Genomic DNA, 21,523 nt, shown 5'->3' with positions numbered 1-21,523 from the left:
AAAATGTGATCCCGGTTGGTATCGGGCTGAGGAGAGGGACTCATTCCTGGCCGCTCTTGATTTTACTGTCGACCTGAGGCTGTGGTTTGCTGAAAAGATATCCCTGCACAAGCTCGCAACCCAGAGCCTGAAGCCGCTCAAGCTGCTCTTCGGTCTCAACGCCCTCAGCTATGACGCCCATATTAAGGCTTTTAGCCATACCGGTAATCAGCTTCACAATATTAAGCGCATCTTCCTGCGTAGATATCGGATTGACAAAAGATTTATCGATCTTGATTTTATCAAAATTCAGTTCGCTGAGTCTGGAGAGCGACGAATAGCCCGTGCCAAAATCATCAATGGAGATTCTTACGCCCAGTGCGCGGAGTTTTTTCAGAATCGCAATGGGGTTATTTCTGTCACTGAAGAGGGATGACTCCGTGACCTCTAACTCAAGACGGTTAGCCGGGAGCCCGGTTTCAGCCAGAACGGACTGCACCGTATTAATAAATGATTTGCTGCCCAATTGAACAGGCGAGACGTTGACGGAGATCCTGGCCGGAACAGTCCAGGAGACCGCTTCCCTACAGGCCAGTTTAAGTACGGTTTTACCTATCTCGTTGATCATGCCTGTTTTTTCAGCGGCGAAAATAAAGCTATCCGGGGCAAGCATTCCCTTTACAGGATGCATCCAGCGAATAAGCGCTTCATAGCCGTAAATTTCCTTGCTGACGGAATTCACAATAGGCTGGTAATAAACAACAAATTCATCATTCTCTATTGCTCTTGCCATATCATTTTCAAGGGTTCTGCTTTCCTGCAACTTCTGTAGCATTCGCTGGCGGAAGACTTTGATTTGCTGAGAACCTTCTTTCTTGGCTTCATAGAGCGCCAGATCGGCAAACTTATAAAGGTAATCTGAACGTCGTTCGTTATCCGATAAAACAATACCTACACAGGTGGCTATTTTTATGAGTTGATTATTGATTGTATAGGGCTTGCTGATGCTATCACTGATTTCTCGCGCGCGTGAAACGGCTGCGGCTTCGGTTAAGCCACTGGAGAGAAACGCAAATTCGTCGCCGCCCAAACGATAAAATGTCTCTGAAAAGCGGCCCAAAGCATTAAGGCGCGTGGATACCTCACGTAACAGTAAATCCCCGGTATCATGACCGTAGGTATCATTCACCTCTTTGAATCGGTCTAAATCGAATAACATCACCGTGACCGAAATATGTTTTTTCTCAGCCTGTAGATTAAGTTTATTGAGATCATCCCAAAAGAAAAGACGGTTTTTCATGCCGGTAAGGGAGTCATGATAAACATCGTATTCCAGTTTTGTATTCTGGATTTGCAGGGTTTCTTTGGATAGCTGAAGTTCTTCAGCCAGCGTTTTCACCTGCATATGGGCTTTCAGGATATTTTTATTTTGATAGATAATCAAAAAGCCCAGTATGAAGCTTAAAATAACCAGCAACAGCGAAAGTGCCGAATAAATATAATACAGAACCTGTATTTTAAGGTTGGTTTCATTGATTGTATTAACATCTTTTGTTAAAGCCGTGGATGAAAGCTGGCTTAGCGGGGCATCCAGTGAATGCATATTTTTCAGATAGAGCTTTAACTCTGAACGGCTCATTTTCTCAAGATGACCATCCAGATAGTTCAGTATATTTTCCAGGCGTAAGGCGAGCGCCTGATGCGCTTTTTCGCTGTTTATATAACGACCCAGGCCGCCCTCTTTCAATAAATCATTCTGGCTCAGCATGATTTCCAGGCGCATGCGAACCTGGTCTACCGTAACGTCATCAGTCTCGGTTGCGTACAGTCCAATCCATGATTCAAATCGGTAATATTCAGATACCAGTTGGGCTACAGACCAGGACTCAGTGTAGTGAGTCAATTTTTGCAACTCTTGCTGACGATCGTAAACAAGAAATGCTATATATCCCGTAGTGATAAAAAGAGAAAAAATGATACCAACCAGTATCCTGTTCATTATGTTCTCCTGAACTACTATTCAATCTTCATTTTGCTGACCTGCCATGCCGATCGCGAGTAATAAATCTGATTATTAAGTTCAGGAAGACTGTCATAAGGGTAGACGATGAATGACGGACCTTTATCGCGGATGCGCATATATTCGCCATTGACCTTTAAAGCCAGGATGGCGTTGTATTTCTGGAAGTCGCTGAGAGGGATGACGGTAGTGTAATCATTGAGTGCAATCACATTCAGGACAGAACCCTTTGCACCCACATACTCCATGAGTTTGCGCATCGGGATACCCTCAAACTTCGTGCGGCCATTATACCAGGGAGAGGTCGTCTGGAAACTCACCATGCCCAGTTTTTCAAGGCTGGCAATATCAAAAACGGCATTTCCATTTTCGTTCGTATTTTCTATATTACCGGTAATGGTTAAGATGGGTTTGCCCACAGGCTTTGGCAGTTCGCCAGCCCAGCTTAAACTTTGTACCAAAAAGCAGCACAGCATTAGGATTATTCGCATATTGGCCTCCTCTTTTTAACAGAAGTATAAGAATTATAAGTTATTTATCCTATAAGTTTGTCTATTTTGTTGAACGCCACGCCTTTTTGCAAACGCTACTTGATTAAAATCATAAAAATCAAAATGATAGCTGTATTTTGCCCCATGATTGCAGACCGCTGGCTGAAGCTTACGTTTTTTAAAACATAAAAACTTAGTGTAATAAACCACCCGAGTTTAAAAAATGATCGCTTTGATTTATTGATATATTTACGCACCCCCATTTTTTATCAATGGTGGCATCGTTAAGATGAATTTATTTGTACAAAGAATGATAACGCACCCTCAATGTGAGGGAATAAGAGAGTGCGCGTACCTCTGACGTCGTTGGCACTGAGTTTCGCTTAACCCGCCTCCAGCATACTGAAACTGACGATCCGCGAGCGCCCCAGCTCTTTCGCCCGGTAGAGCGCCACGTCTGCCGCGCGCAGCAGGTCGTCGCTTTGGGCGTGCTGCGGGTAACTGGCGATCCCGATCGACACATCTACCGGGCCAATCTCAGCAAGCCCATAACGTAGCGACAGCGTATGGACGCCGTTATAAATCTCCGTTGCGCAGGCGTGAGCCGCTTCCTCATCCGCACCCGTAAGTAGCACCAGAAACTCTTCGCCACCAAAGCGGAAGGCCAGGCCGGCATCGTGCATGGCACGCTGAACAATTGTCGCCACGCTCTTAATCACATGATCGCCAGCCTCATGGCCGAAGCGATCGTTAATGCTTTTAAAGTGATCGATGTCGATCATCATGCAGCTCACCGGTTCATCATTGCGCATCGCCTGAGCTATCTGAGTGCGCAGGGTATCTTCAAGGTGGTGGCGGTTACGCAAGCCGGTGAGCGGGTCGAATAGCGCTTTTTCCAGCAGGGCATCGCGCAGACGCTGGTTGGCCAGCGCCAGACCCAGGGCTTCCGCCATTAATTCGAGATAGGCGCGGGACGGTGCCGTTTCAGGCGTGATGTTCTGAAACGACAGCAAACCAATGGCTTCCCCCTGCGCAATGAGCGGCACGCAGAGTGAACTGTCTTTTTGTGATTCAGGCAGATGCTGGCAACCGATATCCGGCTCGCCATTGACCGGTGGGTGGCTCTGACCACGGCGTATGGCCCAGCATTGATCGGGGTGGAAAGCATTTTTTTCTCCCTGGGGAGATAACCATTCCGCCGCACAGCGCATCTCCCACGGGTTTCGATCCAGAATATACAGACGCCCGGCGACACCCGGCGCAATGTTGGGAGCAAACAGCTCTGCCACCTCAATCACGTCGCTAACGTTCTCGCAGCCCTGCAAGCGCTGGGTCATTCGCGCGAGCAGCTCGCGGATGGCCCAGTCTGCGTCGCGTTCTTTTTCAAGCCGCTGCCTTGCCAGCCCGTTCTCGCGGAAAATGCGAATGGCCTGCGCCATATCGCCTATCTCATCGACCTGGTTGAAATTTGGCGTTTCGACGGCGTAATCCTGTGAGGCCAGCCGGTGAACCACATCACTGAGGCGCACCACCGGGCGCAGCACGCGGTGCTTGAGAATAAAACCCATCACGAATAAGAAGAGCAGGGCGGTCAGGCCGACCATCATTTCAGAGGCGGTACGCAGGGTTTTTGACGTGTTGGTCGCTGCCTGGACATCGGCGATAATGCGCTTATCCAGAAGCACACGAAAATGGTCAATCTTGCTTTGGGCGCGTTCCATTTCAAGTTCGTAGATTTTGCCGAAGAGTAACGCAATGGCCTGTTGTTCCTCCCCCCGGGCGACGCTGGCAATTGCTGCCTGCTGTTCATCCTGTAGGTCATCGACAATCTTCAGCCCTTCGTACAGCAGCGCCAGCTCTTCGCCCGTTGCGCCCGTATCTTTTAACTGGCCCAGCTTGCGCTCGATATTCTTCAGTTCGCCTTCTTTCGCCTGGTACGTTTTCAGCACATCGGGCTCTTTTTTGATGGCGTAAAGGCGCGCTAAGTCGGAGAGCATCCAGGTTTCTGCTTCAATCTCTTCCGTAAGCTGGTCAAAAATTTGTCGTTGCTTAACAGCCTGACGTTCTACGTTGTCGGCATGGGAAGCCATCAGCATGACGATACCGGAAGCAATGGTCAGGCACACCGTGACACCATAGGCCCAGTTTGTGATCGTGGCGATTCGCACCTGTTGGATCCTTCTACGACAAATGTGGAAGAGCGTTCATTAAAGATTATAGAAAACCCCTGATTTATCGCGAAAAAAAAGGCGGCACCGGGCCGCCTGTCAAAACGCGTTTAGTTAGAGATCCGGAGGATTTTTTCCTTCTTCGATAAAATCTGCGTCCAGCTCCTCGGCGTTGCCTGCGTGGTCGCGGCCGGAGAAGAGGTTCCAGCAGGCGATAAACAGGGCGGCAATCAGCGGCCCAATCACAAAGCCGTTAATGCCGTACAGCTCCATACCGCCGAGCGTGGTGATCAGTATCAGGTAGTCCGGCATTTTGGTGTCTTTGCCCACCAGCAGCGGACGTAAAAGGTTGTCCACCAGCCCGACGATAATGACAAAGAAGCCCACAATGAACAGACCCTGCCACAGCTGGTGAGTGGCAAACAGGAAGATGGCGGCGGGAACCCAGACGATAGCCGAGCCGACGGCGGGCACCAGGGAGAGGAACGCCATCAGCGCTCCCCACAGTACGCTACCGTCAATACCGACGATGGCAAAGGCGATACCGCCAAGCGTACCCTGAACCACCGCCACGACCGCCGTACCTTTTACCGTGGCTCGCGAGACGCCGACAAACTTCGCGAACAGGTGCTGTTTGACGAAGTCAGACAGCGGCAGCGAGTCGAGGATCTGGCGCACCAGATAGGGCCCGTCTTTGAGCAGGAAAAACAGCAGGTACAGCATAATGCCGAAGCTAATAGCAAAGCCGAACGTCCCTTTACCAATCAGGAACGCGCTACCCGCCAGATACTGTCCGCCCTGTAACGCGACATCGGAAAGCTTTTTCTGGATCTGCGCGGCGTTGGTCAGGTTGTGATCCGCCAGGAAGCCGCTGGCCCAGTCCGGCAGGCGGTTGAAGATACCGGCGATGACTTCCGGGAACTGCGTGTTGTTCTGTTGCAGCTTGGTGTAAACCATGTTCAGTTCCACCGCGAGCGAGGAAAGGATCACCATCAACGGAATAAACACGATCAGGCAGATAATGCCGAGTGTGAGGAGGGAAGCCAGCCCGTTGCGATCGCCGAGCGCGGTACGCAGCTTGTTTTTCACCGGGTTGAAAATGATGGTCAGGATCGCGGCCCACAGAATCGCCGAGAAATAGGGTGACAGCACGTCAAAGAAAGCCCAGGTTACAAGGGCCAGGATGAGAATAAAGAAACCTTTGGTCAGTCCGTTAAATCGCATAGTGAGTCCTGGTGAAGAAGAAACTGTGTCGACTATAGAACTGATTTAAGGATTTACCAATAATTGCGCCGAAGTCGTGCCGGGTGGCTTTTTGTTAACAATCGCGGTATAACACCCTTCTTTGGATGTTTAGATGTCCATACGTTTAGAAGGTAATATGCAAACAGAACAACAAAACGGGCAGCTTAAGCGCACCATGAAAACCCGCCACCTGATTATGCTCTCGCTGGGTGGCGTTATCGGCACAGGGTTATTCTTCAATACCGGATACATCATTTCGACAACTGGCGCGGCGGGCACGCTGCTGGCGTATCTTATCGGTGCGCTGGTGGTCTGGCTGGTTATGCAATGCCTGGGGGAACTTTCCGTGGCGATGCCGGAAACCGGGGCGTTCCACGTCTACGCCGCTCGTTATCTCGGCCCGGCGACAGGGTATACCGTGGCGTGGCTGTACTGGTTGACCTGGACGGTGGCGCTCGGATCGAGCTTTACCGCAGCCGGGTTCTGTATGCAGTACTGGTTCCCGCAGGTTCCCGTCTGGACGTGGTGCGTCGTCTTTTGCGTGGTGATTTTTGCTCTTAACGTGATTTCCACGCGTTTCTTCGCCGAAGGGGAATTCTGGTTCTCGCTGGTGAAAGTCATCACCATCATCGCCTTCATTATTCTCGGCGGAGCGGCGATCTTCGGTTTTATCCCGATGCAGGATGGTTCACCGGCGCCGGGCTTGAGCAACATTACTGCCGAAGGCTGGTTCCCGCACGGCGGTCTGCCGATCCTGATGACCATGGTGGCGGTCAACTTTGCCTTCTCAGGTACAGAGCTTATCGGCATCGCGGCAGGGGAAACGGAAAACCCACACAAGGTTATTCCGGTTGCTATTCGCACCACCATCGCCCGGCTCATCATCTTCTTTATTGGCACCGTGTTTGTGCTGGCGGCGCTGATCCCCATGCAGCAGGCTGGCGTGGAGAAAAGTCCGTTTGTGCTGGTGTTTGAAAAGGTCGGCATTCCGTATGCGGCGGATATCTTTAACTTCGTGATCCTGACGGCGATCCTCTCGGCGGCGAACTCGGGCCTGTACGCCTCTGGCCGTATGCTGTGGTCTCTGTCTAACGAGAAAACGCTGCCGCGCTGCTTTGCCCGCGTCAACAAAAACGGCGTGCCGCTGACGGCGCTCTCCGTTTCCATGCTGGGCGGCGTGCTGGCGCTGTTCTCCAGCGTGGTCGCGCCGGATACGGTGTTTGTGGCGCTGTCAGCCATTTCCGGTTTTGCGGTGGTGGCAGTGTGGATCAGCATCTGCGCGTCGCACTTTGTGTTTCGTCGCCGTCACGTGCAGTCCGGGCAACCGCTTTCGGCGTTGCAGTATCGCGCGCCATGGTATCCGCTGGTGCCCGTGCTTGGCTTTATCCTCTGCCTGGTGGCCTGCGTCGGCCTGTGGTTTGACCCCAGCCAGCGTATTGCCCTTTATTGCGGGCTTCCGTTTGTCGCCCTGTGTTATGGTGCGTACTACCTGACCCGAAACCTGACCACGCAGGAGCCTGAACATGTCGCAGAATAATCCGCTTACCGCTCTCCTTGAAAACCAGCCGTTTGTCGTGCTGGATGGGGCAATGGCAACGGAGCTGGAAGCGCGCGGTTGTAACCTTGCCGACAGCCTCTGGTCGGCTAAAGTGCTGATGGAAAACCCGGAGCTGATCCGTGACGTACACCTCGACTACTACCGCGCGGGGGCACAGGTGGCGATCACCGCCAGCTATCAGGCGACACCCGCGGGCTTTGCCGCTCGCGGGCTGGACGAGTCGCAATCCCGGGCGTTGATTGGCAAAAGCGTAGAGCTGGCACGCAAAGCGCGGGAAGCGTACCTGGCTGAGAACGCAAATGCAGGCACGCTGCTGGTGGCGGGATCTGTGGGCCCTTACGGCGCGTATCTGGCCGATGGTTCCGAGTATCGCGGCGATTACGTGCGTAGCGCTGAAGAATTCACCGCCTTCCACCGCCCGCGTGTAGAGGCGCTATTGGATGCGGGCGCGGATTTGCTGGCCTGTGAAACGCTGCCTTCGTTCACTGAGATTAAGGCGCTGGCGGCGTTGCTGACGGCGTATCCCCGCGCCCGGGCATGGTTCTCATTTACCCTGCGTGACAGCGAGCACCTGAGTGACGGAACGCCGCTGCGGGATGTCGTTTCTGCGCTGGAAAACTACCCGCAGGTTGTCGCGCTGGGGATCAACTGTATCGCGCTGGAAAACACCACCTCGGCGCTGACGCATCTGCACAGCCTGACATCGCTGCCGCTGGTGGTCTATCCGAATTCCGGCGAGCATTATGATGCGGTGAGCAAAACCTGGCATCACCACGGTGAAGCGTGCGAGACGCTGGCGGGGTATTTACCGCAGTGGCTGGCGGCTGGCGCTAAATTAATCGGGGGATGTTGCCGGACCACGCCGAAAGATATTGCTGCGCTGACGGTTCAGCGCTGAGGTCTTTGCCGGGTGGCGGCTGCGCCTTACCCGGCGAAACAACCGCACAAAATTCACTATCCTTTCCCGCTTTTTTTCTAAAAACGAATCGTCATTAGCGATTCTTTTTTATTCCTTTATCAAAATTCTCGCGCCGGAAATACTGCTCTCATAACAACAAGGGAGCAGACATTATGGCAATTTCATCGCGGATCACACTTCTCGGCGCACTGGCGCTGTGGGCATTTCAGGCGCAGGCGGTGGACGTCACCGTCGCGTATCAGACTTCCGCTGAGCCGGCGAAAGTCGCGCAGGCGGATAACACCTTCGCCAAAGCGAGCGGGGCGAACGTCGACTGGCGCAAGTTCGACAGCGGCGCGGCGATTGTGCGGGCGTTAGCCTCGGGCGACGTGCAGATTGGTAACCTGGGCTCCAGCCCGCTGGCGGTGGCCGCCAGCCAGCAGGTGCCGATTGAAGTTTTCCTGCTGGCGTCGCAGCTCGGAAATTCCGAAGCGCTGGTGGTGAAGAAAAGCATCACGAAACCCGAAGATTTGATCGGCAAACGCATCGCAGTGCCGTTTATCTCCACCACGCATTACAGCCTGCTGGCAGCGCTGAAACACTGGGGCATTAAGCCCGGCCAGGTGCAGATCATCAACCTGCAACCTCCGGCGATTATTGCCGCCTGGCAGCGTGGCGACATCGACGGAGCATACGTCTGGGCGCCCGCCGTCAACGAACTGGAAAAAGAGGGCACCGTGCTGACCGACTCCGAAAAAGTGGGGCAGTGGGGCGCGCCAACCCTAGATGTCTGGGTGGTACGTAAGGACTTTGCCGAGAAACACCCTGAAGTGGTGAAAGCCTTCGCCAAAAGCGCCATCGACGCACAGCAGCCATACATCAGCAACCCGGATGAATGGCTGAAACAGCCCACCAACCTGGAGAAACTCTCACGTCTGAGCGGCGTGCCGGAAGCTGACGTGCCGGGGCTGGTAAAAGGCAACACCTATCTGACGCCTGATCAGCAGGTCCAGCAGCTGAACGGGCCGGTAAGCAAAGCGATTGTTGACACTGCGACGTTCCTGAAAGAGCAGGGCAAAGTGCCTGCGGTGGCGGCGGATTACAGCCAGTTCGTGACCGATCGCTTTGTGAAATAAGGGGGCTGCAATGCTGAACATTACAAACCTGTCTGCCGATTACGGCGGCAAACCCGCCCTGGAAGCGATCAACCTGACGCTGGACAGCGGTGAACTGCTGGTGGTGCTGGGACCGTCCGGCTGCGGGAAAACGACGCTGCTGAACCTGATCGCCGGGTTTGTACCGTATCAGCACGGCTCGATCCAACTGGAAGGGAAACGGGTCACGGGGCCGGGCGCAGAGCGCGGCGTGGTTTTCCAGAACGAAGGGTTACTCCCGTGGCGAAACGTTCAGGAAAACGTTGCGTTTGGTCTGCAACTGGCCGGTGTAGCGCGTGAACAGCGCCTGAATACGGCGCGCGATATGCTGAAAAAGGTTGGGCTGGAGGGGGCTGAAAAACGCTTTATCTGGCAGCTTTCAGGCGGGCAGCGTCAGCGCGTCGGGATCGCCCGTGCGCTGGCGGCTAACCCACAGCTGCTGTTGCTGGACGAACCTTTCGGGGCGCTGGATGCCTTCACCCGCGAGCAGATGCAAACCCTGCTGCTGCGCCTGTGGCACGAAACCGGCAAGCAGGTGCTGTTAATCACCCACGATATCGAAGAGGCCGTGTTTATGGCGACGGAGCTGGTGCTGCTCTCACCGGGGCCGGGACGCGTGCTGGAGCGCCTGCCGCTTGAGTTTGCCCGGCGCTATGTGGCGGGAGAACCGGTACGCAGCATCAAATCCGATCCGCTGTTTATTGAACAGCGTGAATACGTCTTAAGCCGCGTGTTTGAGCAACGGGAGGCGTTCTCATGAGCATTGTTTTCAGTGAAAAAACGCGGCGGACGCGCCTTGCCTTACGCTGGCCGTTCTCTCGCCAGCTCACTTTAAGCGTCAGCACGCTGGTGGTGTTGCTGGCGGTATGGTGGGCGGTTGCCGCGCAGCAGTGGGTCAGCCCGCTGTTTCTGCCCCCGCCAGGCCAGGTTCTGGAAAAACTGATTACTATCGCCGGGCCGCAGGGCTTTATGGATGCCACGCTCTGGCAGCATTTAGGTGCCAGTCTGACGCGTATTCTGGTGGCGCTGTTGGCGGCGGTCATTATTGGCGTTCCGGTGGGGATCGCGATGGGACTGAGCCCGACGGTACGCGGCATTCTCGACCCGCTGATAGAACTTTACCGTCCCGTCCCGCCGCTGGCTTACTTGCCCCTGATGGTGATCTGGTTTGGCATCGGGGAGACGTCAAAGATCTTACTGATATACCTGGCGATTTTTGCGCCGGTCGCGATGTCGGCCCTGGCTGGCGTAAAGAGTGCGCAGCAGGTACGCATACGTGCGGCGCAGTCGCTCGGCGCCAGCCGCGCGCAGGTCCTGCTGTTCGTCATTTTACCGGGCGCGCTGCCGGAGATATTGACCGGGCTGCGCATCGGCCTTGGGGTGGGCTGGTCTACGCTGGTGGCGGCAGAGCTGATAGCCGCCACGCGCGGCCTTGGGTTTATGGTGCAGTCGGCGGGAGAGTTCCTGGCGACCGATGTGGTACTGGCAGGGATCGCAGTGATCGCCGCGATCGCCTTTGGATTAGAACTGGGACTGCGCGCGCTACAGCGTCGCCTGACGCCCTGGCATGGAGAAATACAATGAGTGAACGTCTGACGATTATCCCGTTGGGGCCGTACATTGGCGCGCAAGTGTCGGGCCTGGACGTAACCCGTCCGCTGAGCGATAACCAGTTTGAGCAGCTGTACCACGCGGTGCTGCGTCATCAGGTGGTGTTCCTGCGTGAACAGGCCATTACCCCGCATCAGCAGCGCGCGCTGGCCCTGCGTTTTGGCGACCTGCATATCCACCCCGTCTATCCGCATGCGGAAGGGGTGGAGGAGATTATCGTCCTCGACACCCACAACGATAACCCGCCGGATAACGATAACTGGCATACCGATGTGACCTTTATCGACACACCGCCAGCCGGGGCGATTCTTGCGGCGAAGCTGTTGCCTGAGACGGGGGGCGATACGCTGTGGGCCAGCGGGATCGCAGCGTTTGAGGCGCTCTCCGCGCCGCTCCAGACGCTACTGAGCGGCCTGCGGGCGGAGCATGACTTCAAAAAATCATTCCAGGAATATAAGTACCGTAAAACGGAAGAGGAGCACCAGCGCTGGCTGGATGCGGTCGAAAAACATCCCCCGCTGCTGCACCCGGTGGTGCGTACGCATCCGGTGACCGGAAAGCAGGCGCTGTTTGTGAATGAAGGGTTTACCACGCGTATCGTGGACGTAGCGGAGAAAGAGAGCGAGGCGCTGCTCAGCTTCCTGTTTGCGCATATCACGAAACCCGAGTTTCAGGTGCGCTGGCGCTGGCAGGAGAACGATCTGGCGATCTGGGATAACCGCGTCACGCAGCATTACGCCAATGCGGATTACCTGCCGCAGCGAAGGATTATGCAGCGGGCGACGATTTTGGGGGATAAGCCGTTCTACCGTGCGGTTTGAGCCCCTCACCCTAACCCTCTCCCCAAAGGGGCGAGGGGACTGACCGGTGCGGTTTTCACCCTCTCCCTTTTAGGGAGAGGGCAGGGGGGAGGGTATTAAGTGCGCCTCTATATACCGCTGATAGCGGTTCGCCTTCAGATAACACAGATCCACCAGCACCAGCCCGTCGATACAGTTATTGAACGCCGGATCGCTGCCGAAATCGATAAACTGCACGCCGCCTGGCTCGCATAGCTCGGAATATTGTTTATAAAGCGGCGGAATACCGCAGCCCAGATTGCCGAGCAGGGATTTCAGCTTTGTCAGGTCTTCCACGTAATCCACCCCGCCAAATTGCGCCAGCACGTCCGGGAGTGACGCCGGGTAGGGTTGACGCGAGGCGGCTAACGGGTGGCTGGCCGGAAACCAGAGACGATAAAACGCGACCAGCAGATCCCGGGCGGCAGGCGGTAAGCCGCCGGAGATGGACACCGGACCAAACAGGTAACGGTAATGTGGATAGCGCGCCAGATAGGCGCCAATGCCTGACCACAGGTAGTCCAGACCGCGACGTCCCCAGTAGCGCGGCTGTATAAAGCTGCGCCCCAGCTCAATGCCGTGCTCCAGTATGTCCTGCATTTTTTCGTCGTAGTGGAACAGGCTGTAACTGTACAATCCCTCGACGCCGCGCTTTTCCACCTGCATGGCCGTTGGCATAAAGCGGTACGCGCCGACAATCTCCAGGTCATCGTCATCCCACAAAATGAGGTGCAGATAGTCATCATCGTAGCTGTCCGTATCCCGCCGCTTCCCGCTGCCTTCCTCCACTGCACGAAAGGCAATCTCGCGCAGCCGCCCCAGCTCGCGCAGCAGAGGCGCCTCTTCCTGCCCGTTGCGCTGCCAAAGATAGATGGCCTTACCATCGCTCGTTTTTCCCAGACACTCGGCCTGCGCCAGTTCGCGCTTCAGCGTGGCCCTGTCTTCCGGGCGGGCAATGGCGCACTGGGTTTTAAAGACGCCAGGCAATCCCTTGCCAAGACGTATCACGTGCTGACGACACTGCTCGGCCATCTCACGCGATGAAAGGGTAGAACTAAACCGGTCATTCCAGGCAATCTGCTGGCCGATTTTGATCGGCAACTGACTGTGACGGCGGCGAAACATCTGTTGCATCAACAGCAGCATGGATACCGTTGGCGAGACCAGGGTACTGGCATAAAACAGCAGGCTGTTGTGCGCCTGGATATGTACCGGAAGTAGCGGCACCCGTAATTTGCCAGCCAGCTTGATAAAGCCCGGATGCCATTTTTTATCGCGTATGCCTTTGCGCGTTGGGCGGGAAACTTCGCCCGCCGGAAAGAAGATCAGCACACCGGCGTTTTGCAGGTGCTGCTCCATCTGTATCAGCGAAGCTTTTGCGGTTCTGCCGCCCATATTATCCACGGGAATAAACAATGAACTGAGGGGCTCAAGGTGGGACAGCATCCTGTTGGTAACAACCCTGACGTCGCGGCGCACGCGGGAAACGGCGTACAGCAACGCCAGCCCATCCAGCGTGCCAGTGGGGTGGTTCGCTATCACAATGAGTGGGCCGTGTTCGGGGATTTGTTCGAGATCGCGGGCGGAAACGGAGCAGTGAATATCAAGGTGTTCCAGAACCTGATCCACCATATCCAGCCCTTTCAGGTGACGGTGGCTGGCGGCAAACTGCTGAAATTCGTCTTCGTGAAGCAGTCTTTTTAACAGACTTTTTTGCCAGGGTGCGGGCCTCGCCTGAGGCCAAAGGTCATCAAGAACGCTGTCGAGACTAAACATTGATCACTCCTCCTGCCGTCTTGCCCAGACAGTAGAAGGAGGAGATGTCGTTTGTATTGCAGTTTGGTGAAGATTAGCGCAGAGAGCAGGCCGGGTAAGGCGAAGTCGCCACCCGGCGCTAAAGCGGATTAACGCAGAATTTTCTTCTCGGCCAGATCCAGCGCGAAATAGCTGAAGATCAGATCCGCGCCCGCACGTTTGATCGCCCCCAGGCTTTCGAGGATCACTTTCTCTTCGTCGATGGCACCCGCCTGCGCGGCGAATTTGATCATCGCGTACTCACCGCTCACCTGGTAGGCGCCCAGCGGCAGTTCGGTGCGTTCGCGAATGTCGCGCAGGATATCCAGGTACGCGCCAGCCGGTTTCACCATCAGGCAGTCAGCGCCCTGGGCTTCATCAAGCAGAGATTCACGAATCGCTTCGCGGCGGTTCAGCGGGTTCATCTGATAGGTTTTACGATCGCCTTTCAGCGCCGTGCCCGCTGCTTCACGGAACGGACCGTAGAAAGAGGAGGCGAATTTGGTGGAGTAGGACATGATGGCGGTGTCGGTGAAGCCCGCGGCATCCAGCGCATGGCGAATCGCCTGTACCTGCCCATCCATTGCCGCAGAAGGCGCAATGAAATCCGCACCCGCGGCGGCGGCAACCACCGCCTGCTTGCCCAGATTCAGCAGGGTCGCATCGTTGTCCACGCCGTGATCGCACAGCACACCACAGTGGCCATGAGAGGTGTATTCGCAGAAGCAGGTATCGGACATGACGATCATCTCCGGCACACTCTCTTTGCAGATGCGCGACATGCGTGCCACGAGGCCGTCTTCTTTCCAGGCATCGCTGCCGGTCGCGTCAGTGTGGTGGGAGATACCGAACGTCATCACCGAGCGGATGCCCGCATTCGCAATGCGTTCGATCTCGCGGGCCAGATGCTTTTCAGGAATGCGCATCACGCCCGGCATCGCGTCGATGGCTTTGTAGTCATCGATCTCTTCTTCAACAAAAATCGGCAACACCAGATCGTTTAAGGTCAGTGTTGTCTCTTCAAACATGGCGCGCAGTGCGGGTGACTTGCGCAGGCGACGGGGACGTGCAATTAAATCGGTCATGGTATGCCTGATGTTTGTGGAACAAAGAGGTATAGTGTACCTGAAAGCAGGGAGCGGTGTTTTACTAAAGTTGTCTTTTAGATTTTCGAAATCGACTAATATACGCAGCATGTATTTAGTCTATATTATAAATCTTATTCTGATGTTCAGCGTGGCGTGTAATATTGGTGAGGCTTCTATATTGGTTTGGGATTATAAATATAAATGATTAATTGCTTTTTATTATATGTGTCGAAGCAACTAAAGTAGTTTGCAATCAGTTGAATTTATAATATTTATTCATAATGATTGATATTGCCGTGGGTTTATAAGCTTATTTGTCTCAATACGGACTTAATGGAATCATTCATTGAACCTTTTCGAAGTGAAACTGCATAATTCCTTCCGCAATTTAATGTTGCTAAATGATTTGATGGACAAACTTGCTTACGTCCCTGAGGAGGGATGACCCAATGCAAACATGGAAAAAGAAACTGGTTGTATCACAACTTGCATTAGCCTGCACACTGGCTATCGCTTCTCAGGCCAATGCGAAAGATATATCCGGCACGACATATAATACTTTTGGATATGACAATACTGCGTCCACGCCCTGGTATTATGGTTATGCTGACTGGAATTATTCAGATGCCACACATGATGGTGACATTTATCCGGTCGTCAATAAATCAACCGTAAACGGAGTTATTTCGACATACTATCTGGATGATGGTGTCAATGGCCGTGCGAACGCGTTGAGTATTTCTAACAGCACCATTAATGGCATGATCACCTCAGAGTGTATGACCACGACGTGTGCAGATGGCGTAGATACTGACGGCACCGCTCATACCCAGTATGATCGTTTTAGCCTGACCGTTGATAACTCCACCATCAACGATACCTACGAGCATTACGCGTATGATGTCGTCAATGGCGAAACCACTGAAACGCATTATCTGGACACCTATGATCTGGGTAACGCCATCACGCTGGACGTTGAATCTGATATCGTTATTCAGAACAATTCCCACGTTGCGGGTATCACGCTGACGCAGGGTTACCAGGATCTGGATAACACGCCATACGACGGTGTTGAAGGCGTTGCTAACAGCAGCAATGTCTTTACCGATACGCTGGTGGTGAAAGACTCTGTGCTGACCTCCGGTGCGTACAGCGATCTGGGTACCAGCGGCTTCTACGGTCAAACGGCGAAGCCGAGCGACTACGGTGAAACCAACGCCACGGCTGCGGATGATGCGGCGCTGATCGTTGTGGCTGGCGCGTCTGATAACGCTATGCAGACCACCGCTACCTTCGATCACTCTACCATTACCGGCGACATCCTTTTCTACAGCACCTTTGATAACAACTTCTACGAGAATGGCGATCCGGCAACGGATACCACCGATGACGGCATCTATAACCCAACTACCAACGGCTGGGATGATACCGACAAGCTGGATGTCACGCTGACCAACGGCAGTAAATGGGTGGGTGCCGCGCAGTCCAGCGTTGAGGCCATCGGCACGGCGCAGATGTATGGTGAAGGCTACAGCAATGTAGACTGGCATGCACTTTCTCCAAACAGCATCTGGCCTGATTCTACCTTTGATAGCAACGGTCACGTTGCAGGTGAAGAGGTTTATCAGAGCGGCCTGTTCAACGTGGCGCTGGATAACGGTTCCGAGTGGGATACCCGTAAGATCTCCAACATCGACGCGCTGACGGTGAACAACCAGTCTCAGGTCAATGTTGAAAACTCCGGCCTGCTGGCGGATTCCATCACCCTGACCAATGCGTCTAGCCTGAACATCGGCGACAACGGCGCGGTAGCAACCGATAGCCTGTATCTGGATAGCTACAGCCGTGCGGCACTGACTGAAGAGACAGCTGAGCTGTATGCCAACACCATTACCGTGGACAACGGTGCAGAGCTGGCGCTGGGTCTGGGTCAGGTTGATACGCACAATATGGTGCTGACCGATGGCGGTGTACTCAACGTTGCCAGCCGCGATTATGTGCTGAACAGCGACCTGAACAACGCACGGTATATCACCAACGATCGCAATAAAGCGGACTACGACTATGGTGTTGTCGCGCTGAACTCTGACGGTCATCTGGCGGTGAACGGTGACGTTGCCGGTAACTATAAAGTGCGCATCGACGATGCGACCGGCGCAGGCTCCGTAGCTGACTACAAAAACAAAGAGATCATTCGCGTCTATGACAATAACGCGGATACCGCTGCCAGCTTTACTGCGGCAAATAAAGCTGATTTAGGTGCATACACCTATCAGGCGCAGCAGAAGGGCGACACCGTTGTTCTCCAGCAGGAAGAGCTGACTGACTACGCCAACATGGCGCTGAGCATTCCTTCTGCTAATACCAACATCTGGAATCTGCAACAGGATACCGTGGGTACCCGTCTGACCAACAGCCGTCATGGCCTGGCAGATAACGGCGGCGCATGGGTGAGCTATTTCGGCGGCAACTTTGACGCGGATAATGGCACCGTTAGCTACGATCAGGACGTAAGCGGCATTATGGTAGGTCTGGACACTCAGATCGACGGTAATAATGCGAAGTGGATTGTCGGTGGTGCGGCTGGTTTCGCGAAAGGTGATATCAGCGATCGTACGGGTCAGGTCGATCAGGACAGCCAGACTGCGATGATCTACGCGTCGGCGAAGTTCATGAACGATATCTTCCTCGACAGCTCACTGAGTTACACCCGCTTCAACAACGACCTCTCTGCCACCATGAGCAATGGTCAGTATGTTGACGGTAATACCACGACTGACGCCGTTGGTTTCGGGATGAAACTGGGCTATGACTGGAAACCAAACCTGTCTGGCTACGTCACGCCTTACGCGGCGATCTCTGGCCTGTTCCAGTCCGGTGATGACTACCAGTTAAGCAACGACATGCGTATCGATGGTCAGTCTTACGACAGTATGCGTTATGAAGTCGGCGTGGATGCAGGTTATACCTTCAACTACGGCGGCGAGCAGGCATTAACGCCTTACTTCAAACTGGCTTACGTGTATGACGATGCTGACAACAATGCTGATATCAACAACGACAGCATTGATAACGGCGTAGAAGGCTCTGCGGTTCGCGTGGGACTGGGTACTCAGTTCAGCTTCACGAAAAACTTCAGTGCTTACACTGATGCGACTTATCTGGGCGGCGGCGACGTTGACCAGAACTGGGGAGCAAACCTGGGTGTGAAATATACCTGGTAAGAAAAAAACGCGGGGGATTTTGCCCCCGCTTTTTTATGTGCTTTAAAAATAATAAAGAACCGACAGATACAGATGACTTGAGGTATGCATGAACGTTAATGCGAAACCACTTTCTGAATTAAGCCGGCTCATTAAGTGTCTGGAAATCGCCGGTACCCCATTTAAGACCGAACCACAACAATTAATAACTACCGGCAATAATGATGATGAACCATTGACCGTTGTCATACAATCCGGTCTGACTGCCGTCCACCGTAAATCAGACGAATTACTTATGGGTATTGCGCGGGCACCGTATATCCACGGTTTAAGCGCATGGATAAATGACAACTATCTTGAATATTCTCTGATTGCACAAACACCTTGTACCGGATTTTATTTGCCTGCCTCTACTGCATGCGAACTTATTCAAGAAGCGCATGTTTGGCAAGAAGCTTTCTGCTGGCTGTCATGGCTAAACCATTTACTGGGAAAACGTGATATACAGCTGATTGGAAATAATTCCTATAGCCAAATTCGGGCGATGCTGTTGAATATGGCCGAGTGGGATGACGCGCTACGTTCAAAAATTGGTGTTATGAATCATATTCAGCGTAGCACGCGTATTTCTCGTTCGGTCGTTGCGGAGGTTCTGGCGGCGCTGCGTCAGGGGAACTACATCAATATGAGCCGGGGCAAACTGGTCAGTATCAACCGTTTGCCCACGGACTATTGAGATCAGTTAGAGGCCGTAAGCACCTGCGCTTTATTGGCGCTCAGCTCGGCCACCAGATTATTTACGCCATCACTCATATTCACGAAGCGTGTATTTGGCGACCGGGTGACCACCACAAAAGCACCTACGTTTGATTGCGGAATCATCGCCATATAGGTGATGAATCCGCCACCTCCACCGGTTTTTTGAATAATCCCCGGTCGGCCATCTTTTGGCGCCATATACACCCAGCCCATGCCGAGGGCATCGGCTTTACCGGGTACATCCATGCCAATGACGCGACGTAACTGAGCACGCTGGTAGATGAGCGTCTGCATGCGGTCGGCCTGATTGCTGCGCGCGTAAAAATCCGATGAGAGGAACTGTTGCATCCAGCGCATCATGTCGCCAGGCGTAGAGTAAACTCCACCGCTGCCAATGGCGGCCAGCGTGTTATTGCACGGGCTGGCCCCTTTTTCCGCCACCATCAGACGCTTGCACTGGTCCGGGGAGGGGGTGTAAGTGGTATCTTTCATCCCGAGCGGACGCGTGATCTGCTCTTCAAACAGTTGAGGGTAGGGCTTACCCGAGGCCGTCGCTAAAGCGTCGGCCAGCAGATCAAACGCCAGGTTAGAATAGCCAGCCTGCGAGCCCGGGGCCGATTTCAGGGTTGCTGTGCTCAGGTAGTTCCAGCGTTGCTCACGGGTTGGCCAGACAAAGACAGGGCGATGCGCAGCGCCACCGGGCTGTTCTCGCGGCAGGGCGCTGGTATGGGTCGCCAGATTCACCAGTCTGATCGGCGTTCCCTGATATGTCGGAACGCGAGCGCCGGGCGGCGCATATTTGCTGAGCGGATCGTCGAGTTTCACCACGCCCTGATCGAGCAGTTTCACCAGCATTTCGCTGGTCATCAGCTTGGTTATCGACGCGACACGGATAACGGAATCCAGCTGCGGACGAACGTTATTTCCCGGTCGTGTTTCACCGAAGCTGCGAAACACCCGCTGGTTACCGTCGATCACGACCAGCGCCATTCCCGTCGCACCGCTGCCGTAATAAATAAGGTTCGCGTAGCGATCGGCAATGTCAGAGGCCAGAACCGGGGCCGTCAGAGGCTGGGCTGCCTGGGCGGTGGACAGGCTCACCGCACACAGCGCGGCGATAGAGAGCAGACAACGTTTCAACGAAAAGCATCCATCAAGTGAATAAGGAAAGTTACGGGTAGTTATACTACTAATCGGCGTCGGGCAATGGCCCGATTTGCATAACGATAGCGAGAAAAACGTAACCGTGGGTAAATTTGAACAATTTACTTGCAGCGTGGCTCCCATTTTGTGACATCGACCGTATGATAGACGCTACGATCGCTGTTGCGAATGAAACGCACCGAAACAATTCTTGAAAACGGGGAAGCGAACTAATAATTCACCCGCAGGTCTCACTTTTTTGCCTGAGCCGGGAGGCTGGTACAGGCAAGGTTTCGTGTGGCGATATGTTGAACACAGCAACAGCCATAACAACAAGAAGGAAGCACAATGTTTAAGTCTTTTTTCCCAAAGCCGGGGCCCTTTTTCCTGTCGGCATTTATTTGGGCACTGCTGGCTGTCATTTTCTGGCAGGCCGGTGGCGGCGCGTGGCTGACCCGTCTTACGGGGGCAACGGGCGATATTCCCATTAGCGCAGCGCGCTTCTGGTCCATGAGCTATCTGCTTTTCTACGCTTATTACGTGCTCTGCGTAGGGCTTTTTGCCATGTTCTGGTTTGTCTATTCTCCTCACCGCTGGCAATACTGGTCGATTCTCGGCACGTCGTTAATCATCTTTGTCACCTGGTTCCTGGTTGAGGTGGGCGTAGCGGTCAACGCCTGGTATGCGCCGTTTTACGATCTGATCCAGACGGCGCTGAGTTCGCCGCATAAAGTGACCATTAACCAGTTCTACCATGAGGTGGGGATCTTCCTCGGCATCGCCCTCATCGCCGTGGTGATCGGCGTGATGAATAACTTTTTCGTCAGCCACTATGTGTTCCGCTGGCGTACCGCGATGAACGAACACTATATGGCGCACTGGCAGCACCTGCGACATATCGAAGGTGCCGCACAGCGTGTGCAGGAAGACACCATGCGTTTTGCCTCTACTCTGGAAGATATGGGCGTGAGCTTTATCAACGCCATCATGACGCTGATCGCCTTCCTGCCGGTGCTGGTGACGCTCTCGTCGCACGTTCCGGAGCTGCCGATTGTCGGCCATCTGCCCTACGGCCTGGTGATTGCCGCGATTGTCTGGTCGCTGATGGGAACGGGGCTGCTGGCGGTGGTAGGGATCAAGTTGCCGGGGCTGGAGTTTAAAAACCAGCGCGTGGAAGCGGCCTACCGTAAAGAGCTGGTGTATGGTGAAGACGATGCCAACCGTGCGTCACCGCCTACCGTGCGTGAGCTGTTTGGCGCCGTACGTCGTAACTACTTCCGCCTCTATTTCCATTACATGTATTTCAATATCGCGCGCATTCTTTATCTTCAGGTTGATAACGTTTTCGGGTTGTTCCTGCTGTTCCCGTCCATCGTTGCGGGTACGATTACGCTCGGTCTGATGACCCAAATCACCAACGTCTTTGGTCAGGTTCGCGGTTCGTTCCAGTATCTGATTAGCTCCTGGACTACGCTTGTGGAGCTGATGTCCATCTACAAACGTTTACGCAGTTTCGAGCGTGAGCTGGACGATAAGGACGTGCAGGAAGTCACCCATACATTAGGTTAAAAAG

At 54.0% G+C, this 21,523-nt stretch carries 16 protein-coding genes; 9 read left to right on the top strand and 7 right to left on the bottom strand.

The window, feature by feature from the left end; translation table 11 throughout:
• Nucleotides 1-40: 40 nt before the first annotated feature.
• The 4 genes from CU081_RS23080 to CU081_RS23065 all read right to left on the bottom strand — a co-directional run bounded on the left by CU081_RS23080 (nt 41) and on the right by CU081_RS23065 (nt 5,882).
• A complete protein-coding gene (locus CU081_RS23080) occupies nt 41-1,978 on the bottom strand; it encodes a putative bifunctional diguanylate cyclase/phosphodiesterase (protein WP_022650439.1) in 1,938 nt (645 codons plus the stop codon).
• Nucleotides 1,979-1,995: 17 nt separating this feature from the next.
• Entirely contained in the window at nt 1,996-2,490 is a 495-nt protein-coding gene (locus CU081_RS23075) for a molybdopterin-dependent oxidoreductase (protein WP_022650440.1), read from the bottom strand.
• A gap of 383 nt (nt 2,491-2,873) precedes the next feature.
• Nucleotides 2,874-4,658 carry a diguanylate cyclase gene (locus tag CU081_RS23070; protein ID WP_022650441.1) on the bottom strand — a complete coding sequence of 595 codons (1,785 nt, stop codon included), beginning with the start codon at nt 4,656-4,658 and terminating at the stop codon, nt 2,874-2,876.
• A 114-nt stretch (nt 4,659-4,772) separates the two neighbouring features.
• Complete coding sequence (locus tag CU081_RS23065; protein ID WP_003863175.1) at nt 4,773-5,882, bottom strand: AI-2E family transporter; 1,110 nt, start codon at nt 5,880-5,882, stop codon at nt 4,773-4,775.
• A gap of 157 nt (nt 5,883-6,039) precedes the next feature.
• Between CU081_RS23065 and mmuP the strand changes: the two genes are divergently transcribed.
• The 6 genes from mmuP (at nt 6,040) to tauD (ending at nt 11,945) form a co-directional block, all read left to right on the top strand.
• Complete coding sequence (mmuP, locus tag CU081_RS23060; RefSeq protein ID WP_017383140.1) at nt 6,040-7,440, top strand: S-methylmethionine permease; 1,401 nt, start codon at nt 6,040-6,042, stop codon at nt 7,438-7,440.
• The gene (gene mmuM / locus CU081_RS23055) at nt 7,427-8,359 is read left to right on the top strand and encodes a homocysteine S-methyltransferase (protein WP_022650442.1); all 933 of its coding nucleotides are present in this window, start codon (nt 7,427-7,429) and stop codon (nt 8,357-8,359) included. Before mmuP ends, mmuM begins: the two co-directional genes overlap by 14 nt.
• Nucleotides 8,360-8,532: 173 nt before the next feature.
• Nucleotides 8,533-9,495, top strand: coding sequence for a taurine ABC transporter substrate-binding protein (gene tauA, locus CU081_RS23050; protein ID WP_022650443.1), 963 nt, complete (start codon nt 8,533-8,535; stop codon nt 9,493-9,495).
• A gap of 10 nt (nt 9,496-9,505) precedes the next feature.
• Nucleotides 9,506-10,273, top strand: a complete 768-nt coding sequence (tauB, locus tag CU081_RS23045; RefSeq protein WP_003863171.1) for a taurine ABC transporter ATP-binding subunit — start codon at nt 9,506-9,508, stop codon at nt 10,271-10,273.
• Nucleotides 10,270-11,097 (top strand): taurine ABC transporter permease TauC, encoded by an 828-nt coding sequence (tauC, locus tag CU081_RS23040; RefSeq protein ID WP_003863170.1) that lies wholly within the window; start codon nt 10,270-10,272, stop codon nt 11,095-11,097. Before tauB ends, tauC begins: the two co-directional genes overlap by 4 nt.
• Nucleotides 11,094-11,945, top strand: a complete 852-nt coding sequence (gene tauD / locus CU081_RS23035; protein ID WP_022650444.1) for a taurine dioxygenase — start codon at nt 11,094-11,096, stop codon at nt 11,943-11,945. The genes tauC and tauD overlap by 4 nt, the downstream gene beginning before the upstream one ends.
• Before the next feature lie 69 nt (nt 11,946-12,014).
• On the opposite strand, the gene CU081_RS23030 is transcribed toward tauD, so the two are convergent.
• Together CU081_RS23030 and hemB are read right to left on the bottom strand one after the other, a co-directional pair.
• Nucleotides 12,015-13,739 carry a lysophospholipid acyltransferase family protein gene (locus CU081_RS23030; RefSeq protein WP_022650445.1) on the bottom strand — a complete coding sequence of 575 codons (1,725 nt, stop codon included), beginning with the start codon at nt 13,737-13,739 and terminating at the stop codon, nt 12,015-12,017.
• A 128-nt stretch (nt 13,740-13,867) separates the two neighbouring features.
• The gene (gene hemB, locus CU081_RS23025) at nt 13,868-14,842 is read right to left on the bottom strand and encodes a porphobilinogen synthase (RefSeq protein ID WP_003859169.1); all 975 of its coding nucleotides are present in this window, start codon (nt 14,840-14,842) and stop codon (nt 13,868-13,870) included.
• 452 nt (nt 14,843-15,294) lie between these two features.
• Between hemB and CU081_RS23015 the strand changes: the two genes are divergently transcribed.
• Complete coding sequence (locus CU081_RS23015) at nt 15,295-18,069, top strand: autotransporter outer membrane beta-barrel domain-containing protein (protein ID WP_022650446.1); 2,775 nt, start codon at nt 15,295-15,297, stop codon at nt 18,067-18,069.
• Between the two features lie 88 nt (nt 18,070-18,157).
• The gene (locus CU081_RS23010) at nt 18,158-18,784 is read left to right on the top strand and encodes a helix-turn-helix domain-containing protein (protein ID WP_003859165.1); all 627 of its coding nucleotides are present in this window, start codon (nt 18,158-18,160) and stop codon (nt 18,782-18,784) included.
• 2 nt (nt 18,785-18,786) lie between these two features.
• Here CU081_RS23010 and ampH read toward each other — a convergent pair whose 3' ends face one another.
• Nucleotides 18,787-19,947: a D-alanyl-D-alanine-carboxypeptidase/endopeptidase AmpH gene (gene ampH / locus CU081_RS23005; RefSeq protein ID WP_003859164.1), complete on the bottom strand. Its 1,161-nt coding sequence runs from the start codon at nt 19,945-19,947 to the stop codon at nt 18,787-18,789.
• Between the two features lie 351 nt (nt 19,948-20,298).
• On the opposite strand from ampH, the gene sbmA reads away from it, so the two are divergent.
• Entirely contained in the window at nt 20,299-21,519 is a 1,221-nt protein-coding gene (gene sbmA / locus CU081_RS23000) for a peptide antibiotic transporter SbmA (RefSeq protein WP_003859162.1), read from the top strand.
• Nucleotides 21,520-21,523: the final 4 nt, after the last annotated feature.

Source organism: Enterobacter sp. CRENT-193, assembly GCF_002787395.1.
In the GTDB taxonomy this organism is placed as follows: Bacteria; Pseudomonadota; Gammaproteobacteria; order Enterobacterales; family Enterobacteriaceae; genus Enterobacter; species Enterobacter hormaechei_C.
This window is presented reverse-complemented; position numbering and strand designations above follow the sequence as displayed.

Excerpts from the sequence above, each read along its gene's own strand:
- mmuP (WP_017383140.1), top strand. The coding sequence starts at position 6,040 with ATGCAAACAGAACAACAAAACGGGCAGCTTAAGCGCACCATGAAAACC.
- tauB (WP_003863171.1), top strand. The coding sequence starts at position 9,506 with ATGCTGAACATTACAAACCTGTCTGCCGATTACGGCGGCAAACCCGCC.
- CU081_RS23075 (WP_022650440.1), bottom strand. The coding sequence starts at position 2,490 with ATGCGAATAATCCTAATGCTGTGCTGCTTTTTGGTACAAAGTTTAAGC.
- CU081_RS23065 (WP_003863175.1), bottom strand. The coding sequence starts at position 5,882 with ATGCGATTTAACGGACTGACCAAAGGTTTCTTTATTCTCATCCTGGCC.
- CU081_RS23015 (WP_022650446.1), top strand. The coding sequence starts at position 15,295 with ATGCAAACATGGAAAAAGAAACTGGTTGTATCACAACTTGCATTAGCC.
- tauA (WP_022650443.1), top strand. The coding sequence starts at position 8,533 with ATGGCAATTTCATCGCGGATCACACTTCTCGGCGCACTGGCGCTGTGG.
- hemB (WP_003859169.1), bottom strand. The coding sequence starts at position 14,842 with ATGACCGATTTAATTGCACGTCCCCGTCGCCTGCGCAAGTCACCCGCA.
- CU081_RS23030 (WP_022650445.1), bottom strand. The coding sequence starts at position 13,739 with ATGTTTAGTCTCGACAGCGTTCTTGATGACCTTTGGCCTCAGGCGAGG.
- mmuM (WP_022650442.1), top strand. The coding sequence starts at position 7,427 with ATGTCGCAGAATAATCCGCTTACCGCTCTCCTTGAAAACCAGCCGTTT.
- tauC (WP_003863170.1), top strand. The coding sequence starts at position 10,270 with ATGAGCATTGTTTTCAGTGAAAAAACGCGGCGGACGCGCCTTGCCTTA.
- sbmA (WP_003859162.1), top strand. The coding sequence starts at position 20,299 with ATGTTTAAGTCTTTTTTCCCAAAGCCGGGGCCCTTTTTCCTGTCGGCA.
- CU081_RS23080 (WP_022650439.1), bottom strand. The coding sequence starts at position 1,978 with ATGAACAGGATACTGGTTGGTATCATTTTTTCTCTTTTTATCACTACG.
- tauD (WP_022650444.1), top strand. The coding sequence starts at position 11,094 with ATGAGTGAACGTCTGACGATTATCCCGTTGGGGCCGTACATTGGCGCG.
- CU081_RS23010 (WP_003859165.1), top strand. The coding sequence starts at position 18,158 with ATGAACGTTAATGCGAAACCACTTTCTGAATTAAGCCGGCTCATTAAG.